The organism is Roseinatronobacter thiooxidans (assembly GCF_001870675.1).
GTDB classification, from domain to species: Bacteria; Pseudomonadota; Alphaproteobacteria; order Rhodobacterales; family Rhodobacteraceae; genus Roseinatronobacter; species Roseinatronobacter thiooxidans.
This window is the reverse complement of record NZ_MEHT01000009.1, coordinates 395,307-401,356: the sequence shown is the minus strand read 5'-3', so window position 1 is coordinate 401,356 and position 6,050 is coordinate 395,307. Positions and strand designations below refer to the sequence as shown.

Genomic DNA, 6,050 nt, shown 5'->3' with positions numbered 1-6,050 from the left:
GCATCCACCGCATCAGTTCAGATTCTGGATCTGTAAGGCTGACAGATGAGGATGGAACGGTCGCGGCGAGCTGGTCATATAGGAAGCTGCTGAATCACTGGCAGTCGAAACATGCCCTCGCCGCTTATGTCCCGTCCGACAAGCGGGGACCGCCCCCAGAATATCGATATAGCCCGCGCGCGACACTGTATGTTGGGACCGACTTTATCCGCCTGCTGAAGGCATTTGCTGCTGGTGCCGTTTATCTCGACCCCGCCCTCAAGGCGACGTTTGTGGACGGGGTTCTCGGACCTGTTCACCGTCGTTCCCAATTCCGGATCCGGCACGCGGACATGGATCAGCTGTACGAGAGAAGGATAGACCTGCCTGAACCTTGACGGTGAAATCAATTACCGTGTCTTATTGGATGATCGTCCATATAACTGACCCGCGCCCCGGGCCCGAGCTCAACGCGCCATACGGTCCCGTCCGGGCGCTCCTCAACAATCGAGTCCAGCACTTTGTCGAAATAGTAGATCGGTATGCCTGCGCGCAGGAGCTCCAGCACCGCCGGGTCGACTGTCCCGTCCAACACTCCGGACAGGCTATGCTCAGGCTCATCGGTCATGCCGACATCATGCATGAAATAATTATCGCATTACAGCCCGATTCAGGTCCCGCCGGATGACAGGAGAACAGACCCCGATTGTACAAATGTACAAAATCGCTCCCCACGACGTGCTCTGTCTTGGAAATAGTTTTTCCGCTTGCAGTTGGGATTTTTCGTTCACACGCAGGGACTTAGCCCGTGTGTGGGTGGCGGAGACGATGGGATTCGAACCCACGAGACCCTTTCGGGCCTACTCCCTTAGCAGGGGAGCGCCTTCGACCACTCGGCCACATCTCCGTCGCCTCGTTTAAAGATGTCGCACCGGCCCCGCAAGCGGAAAATGGAACTGCGCTGATATCGCTTTGTGGCGGCAAAGCGTCAGGGCTGTGTGGCCGTCAGAAGACCGGCATGCTCGCGCAGCAGTTTTGTACAGGCCTGTACTTTGGGGCTGCGGTGCAGGTCGACATGGGTCACAATCCACAGTGGTGTTCCCCAGTCAGCGCGCGCGGGCATGACCTGATGCAACCCTTCGGCCTGTCCCTGTGCTACCGGCAGGAAGCCCATTCCCAACCCTGCCTTTATCGCGGCCAGGCGGGTTGCGTGATCGTTGCTGTGCAAAACCACATGCCCGCCATGCTTGGCCAGCCAATGGTCATAGGGGGCAGGGCTGTCCTTGTCGCCGGAGGCGATGAAATCATGGCTTTGCAATGCGGTGTCGGATGCGGCTTTGCCTTTGCGCTCGGTATATTCGGCGCTGGCATAAAGCGCCACGCACAAAGCCCCCAGGGATTGCACCACATTGTCGGGTTCTTGGGGCTTTGCGCCTGCGCGGATGGCCACATGCGCCTCGCCATATTCCAGCCGCAGCACGCGCGCTTCTGTGCGCAGGCAGGGTTTCAGCGTCGGGTATTGGTGCATCATCTGTGTGATCGCGGGCAACAGAAGCGTGCTTAATTCGGGGATTGTGGTGATGATCATTTCCCCCGAGATGCCTTCTTGCATGTCCTGCAATCGGGTAGCGAGTTGCTCGAAGCGTTTTTCCGTTTCGGCGGCTGTTTCAAACAGGGCGCGTCCGGCCTCGGTGGGGGTGTAGCCTTTGGTGTGACGCTGGAACAGTTTGACGCTGACACGGTCTTCCAATGCGTCAATATGTCGGATCACTGTGGCGTGATGCACGCGCAAGGTTGCGGCGGCACCGCTGACAGTGCCTGCGCGCGCAACATGCAAAGCGGTGCGCAATTCATCCCAAGGCTCTAGCCCCATGCTGTCTTCCTTTTCATGGTATCCGCGTCTGTCCGACTATGCGCTCAGCCGCGCATATTCGGCGTCCAAGGCGGCCAGATCGCTGTCATCGGGTGCGCTGCGCAGGCTTAGGGCTGCATCTGACCGGGCAAGTGCGCCGCCTTCAAGGGCAGGGCAGGTTTCTGCCAGCTCTGCCATCTCATTCAAGTCGCCATTGCAATGCAGCACCAGATCACACCCTGCCGCAAGGGCTGCGTTCCCGCGTGCCGAGACAGGGCCGTTGAGGGCATGCATCGAGATGTCATCGGTCATCAACAGACCCTGAAAGCCGATTTCCTTGCGGATCAGGCCGATCATCGTCGGCGATAAAGTGGCGGGCAGGTTTGCATCCAGTTGCGAAAATAACACATGCGCTGTCATGCCCAAAGGCAGATCGGCCAGCGCGCGGAACGCGGCAAAGTCGCTTTGTGTCAGATCGACATGCGCGGCAGACACGACAGGCAAATCCAGATGGCTGTCAGCCTGCGCCCGCCCATGGCCCGGAATATGCTTGAGCACCGGCAGAACACCCCCCGCCATCAGCCCGCGCGCCATGGCGCGCGCATGTGCGACGACCTGATCCACCGCAGTCCCATAACAGCGGTTATGCAAAACGGGGTGGGTTATATCGCGCGCAATATCGGCCAAGGGGGCGCAATTCACGTCCAGCCCGCAACTGCGCAGTTCCGCAGCAATCAGGCGTCCGCGCAGATACATTGCGCGGGCGGGATCATGGGCATGCAGGCATTGTTCCAGGGCAGGGGGCCAGTTGCGCCAATAGGGGGGGCGCATGCGTTGCACTCGGCCCCCTTCCTGATCGATCAACACAGGCATATCGCGCCCCACAGCATCACGCAGATCTGATGTTAAGGCCACAAGCTGTTCTGGCGTCTCGATATTGCGGGCAAAAAGAATGGCGCCCCATGGCTGGGCCTGCGCAAACAAGGCGCGTTCAGCGGCAGAAAGGCGCATTCCCGCGCAGCCAAAGATAACAGCGCGCGGGGTGGCCCCGGTCATCGGATCAGGACCGGAATACAGTCGATCTGCTGATCGACAAGCGCTGCGCAGAACCGCCTTGCATCGCGTTCATCGTTAAAGCCATGCGCGCGCAGCCGGTAGAAGACCGAACCGCCGCTTTGCGCGGCCTCGATCACACGGCCGCGATCATCCAGCAAGGGCGAGAAGCGGCGCGAAAGCTGGTCCCAAGCGGCGCGGGCGCTGGCCGCATCATCATAGGCCCCAAGCTGGACAAGCCGCGTCCCCGGCCCGAGAGAGGCAGGGTCGACCTCGATATCGCGCACGGAGCCGATGCCAGCAGCCACACTTTGCGCGACCGACGCCGCAAGATCATCTGCTGCGAAACCGGCGCTGCTGGGGGCAGGGGCAGGGGCCGCAACTGCCACTGCGCGCGCGCTTGCGATCGTGTCGGTATTCCTGCGCGGCGGGCGCGGTGAGGATTGGACCGCGCGCCGTGTCGCAGAGACAAACCCAAGTGGCGCGCTGTTGCGCGGGTCTGCGGCCTGTGCGGGCATATCCAGTGCCTGTTGCAAGGCAACCTGAATGGGCTGCACCTCTCCTGTGTCAAAGCGCAAATCTGTGGGTGCTGGCGCAGGGGCTTCGCCCGCCGGAACACCATCTTCCTGCGACAAACCCGCAGATGCCGGGGCGAGCATAATGCTGCCGCTGGCAGAGATATCCTGCGATGCTGCAAGTTCATTCACCGATAATCCCTGATGCGCGGCTTGCCGCCCGCCGGGGTTTTCGGGGGCCACACGCAATGGCCCTTCCAGCGCGCGCACAACCGGCACGCCTGCCACATCGCGCTGCGTCAACTGCCAGACCCACGCCGCCGACCCGATCATCAGCGCCAAAGACAGCACTGCACCGAATCCGTGCAGCACCGCTTTCGTCTGCATGCCGCGCGGCGGTGTCATATATGCAGGGTCGGAATATTGGCCGTATTGCGCCTGCTGCTGTTCTTGGGCATAGGCGGCCTGCCGCGCGCCTCCATAGGTGGCAGCACTTGGGGCCGGGGGGTAGGGATAAGGGGCATAGCGCCCATCCTGCGGCGCAGAAGGGGCATATTGCCCCGCTGCATATGTCTGGTGGCCTGTTTGTCCGCCAAAATCTGGTGGACCAAAGCTGTTCGGGTGCATCTGCCGTGATGCCTGCAACGGGCGCGGCGTGGCCCCCCAAGCTGAAAATTCCCTGCTCTCTTTCATGCCAACCTCTCTCACGCCCCAAGACGGCAATGCGTCTGGACACGGAATTTAGACGTCTTGGCAAGCTGCCTGCTCGACATTGCCATTTTCTACGCCGCGTTTGCGCGGCTTTTTATAACTTCAAACGCGGCCACAAACCCTGTGGCCGCAAACACTTGGTCACCAAAGGATTGCGTCTTCAGCGCATTTCATCCACTGGTGTTACCCCTAAAATAGCAAGACCGGCAGAAATCGCAACGCCTGTGGCACGGGCAAGCGCAAGTTTTGCACAAGTTGTTGCCTGATCGCCCTCTTGTACGAAGCGCAGGCTGGGCACATCATTGCCGCGATTCCACAATCCGTGGAATTCGGCCGCCAATTCCGACAGATAGGCGGCAATGCGATGCGGCTCTTGGGTGCGGGCGGCAAGTTCCACAATGCGCGGCCATTCGGCCAGTTTGCGCATCATTGCAAGCTCTGCCTCATGGTCCAGTTGGGCGATATTTGCCTGCGCAAGGCTTGCGTCATCTGTGGCAAATCCGGCTTCAGTGGCCTTGCGCAGCACGGAACACACCCGCGCATGGGCATATTGCACATAGAAAACCGGATTGTCCTTGGACTGCTCCAGAACCTTGTCAAAATCGAAATCAAGCGTTGCGTCATTCTTGCGCGTCAGCATGACAAAGCGGGTGACATCCGCGCCCACTTCCTCGACCACATCGCGCAGGGTGACAAACGTGCCTGCGCGCTTGGACATTTTGAATGGTTCGCCATTCTTGTAAAGCTTCACCAGCTGGATCAGCTTCACCTCTAGCGGGACGCGCCCATCCGACAGCGCCGAGACGGCGGCTTTCATCCGCTTCACATAGCCGCCATGATCGGCCCCGAAAATGTCGATCAGAAGATCAAAGTCGCGCGCGATCTTGTTGTAATGATAGGCAATATCGGGGGCAAAATATGTCCATGCGCCATCTGATTTCTTGATAGGCCGGTCCACATCATCGCCATGCGCGGTAGAGCGGAACAGGGTTTGTTCGCGCGGTTCCCAATCCTCGGGGGTTTTGCCCTTGGGGGGTTCCAGCACGCCTTCATAGATCAGCCCTTGGGCCTGTAGCCGGTCAATGGCTGTCTCGATCTCTCCGGTGCCGTAAAGCGCCTTCTCGCTGGAATAGACATCCATCCGCACGCCAAGAGCTGCAAGATCCTCGCGGATCATGATCATCATGCGGTCAGTGGCGAAATTGCGCACGGTTTCCAGCCAGACAGATTCCGGCTGGTCCAGATATTGCGTGCCAAATTCCTGCTTCAGCGCCTCGCCCACCTCGATCAGGTATTCGCCGGGATACAGCCCTTCGGCAATCTCGGGGGACAGGCCATGGGCTTCGCGGTAGCGCTCGAAGGCGGAACGCGCCAGCACATCGACCTGCGCGCCGCCATCATTGATGTAATATTCGCGCGTCACGTCATAGCCCGCGAAGGCCAAAAGGTTTGACAGCGCATCGCCCACAACGGCCCCGCGTGTGTGGCCCACATGCATGGGGCCGGTGGGGTTGGCGGAAACAAACTCTACATTCACGCGCAGGTTTTGTCCCATATCCGAGCGGCCGAAATCATTGCCCTGCGCCAGTGCGGTGGCGATGATCCCCTGCCAGACAGAGGGCGCAAGCCGCAAGTTCAGAAAGCCCGGACCTGCCACATCGGCAGCCGCAATGCGCGCGTCATCCAGCAGGCGCGCGGCCAGCGCATCGGCAATCTCGCGCGGTTTCAGACCGGCGGGTTTGGCCAGCACCATGGCGGCATTCGTGGCCATGTCCCCATGTGCCGCATCGCGCGGCGGCTCTACCGCGACATTGGCGAAGTCCAGCCCTTCGGGCAGGATCGCGTCGCGCACCATCGCATCAAGGCAGGCAATTACAAGCGTGCGAATATCGGAAAACAGGTTCATCGCGTCCGTCCTCTTTGTTGCTCTTGCCCTACGC

At 60.3% G+C, this 6,050-nt stretch carries 6 protein-coding genes and 1 tRNA gene; 1 reads left to right on the top strand and 6 read right to left on the bottom strand.

Annotation, left to right across the window (positions count from 1 at the left end):
* On the top strand, positions 1-377 hold a 377-nt coding region (locus BG455_RS16835; protein WP_218147532.1), incomplete at its 5' end, for an MvaI/BcnI family restriction endonuclease.
* 8 nt (positions 378-385) lie between these two features.
* On the opposite strand, the gene BG455_RS06535 is transcribed toward BG455_RS16835, so the two are convergent.
* The 6 genes from BG455_RS06535 to argS form a co-directional block, all read right to left on the bottom strand.
* Positions 386-622, bottom strand: coding sequence for a hypothetical protein (locus BG455_RS06535; protein WP_111361112.1), 237 nt, complete (start codon positions 620-622; stop codon positions 386-388).
* Between the two features lie 174 nt (positions 623-796).
* A tRNA-Ser gene (locus BG455_RS06530) sits at positions 797-886 on the bottom strand.
* 81 nt (positions 887-967) lie between these two features.
* A complete protein-coding gene (locus tag BG455_RS06525; protein ID WP_071469114.1) occupies positions 968-1,852 on the bottom strand; it encodes a LysR family transcriptional regulator in 885 nt (294 codons plus the stop codon).
* Between the two features lie 36 nt (positions 1,853-1,888).
* The gene (nagZ, locus tag BG455_RS06520) at positions 1,889-2,887 is read right to left on the bottom strand and encodes a beta-N-acetylhexosaminidase (protein ID WP_071469113.1); all 999 of its coding nucleotides are present in this window, start codon (positions 2,885-2,887) and stop codon (positions 1,889-1,891) included.
* Positions 2,884-4,092 (bottom strand): SPOR domain-containing protein, encoded by a 1,209-nt coding sequence (locus BG455_RS06515; protein WP_084386155.1) that lies wholly within the window; start codon positions 4,090-4,092, stop codon positions 2,884-2,886. The genes nagZ and BG455_RS06515 overlap by 4 nt, the downstream gene beginning before the upstream one ends.
* Before the next feature lie 178 nt (positions 4,093-4,270).
* On the bottom strand, positions 4,271-6,016 hold the full coding sequence (gene argS, locus BG455_RS06510) for an arginine--tRNA ligase (RefSeq protein ID WP_071469112.1): 1,746 nt from the start codon (positions 6,014-6,016) through the stop codon (positions 4,271-4,273).
* Positions 6,017-6,050: the final 34 nt, after the last annotated feature.

What these genes read in the sequence shown, in the direction of transcription:
- nagZ (WP_071469113.1), bottom strand. Translation starts at nt 2,887, where the DNA reads ATGACCGGGGCCACCCCGCGCGCTGTTATCTTTGGCTGCGCGGGAATG.
- BG455_RS06535 (WP_111361112.1), bottom strand. Translation starts at nt 622, where the DNA reads ATGCATGATGTCGGCATGACCGATGAGCCTGAGCATAGCCTGTCCGGA.
- argS (WP_071469112.1), bottom strand. Translation starts at nt 6,016, where the DNA reads ATGAACCTGTTTTCCGATATTCGCACGCTTGTAATTGCCTGCCTTGAT.
- BG455_RS06515 (WP_084386155.1), bottom strand. Translation starts at nt 4,092, where the DNA reads ATGAAAGAGAGCAGGGAATTTTCAGCTTGGGGGGCCACGCCGCGCCCG.
- BG455_RS06525 (WP_071469114.1), bottom strand. Translation starts at nt 1,852, where the DNA reads ATGGGGCTAGAGCCTTGGGATGAATTGCGCACCGCTTTGCATGTTGCG.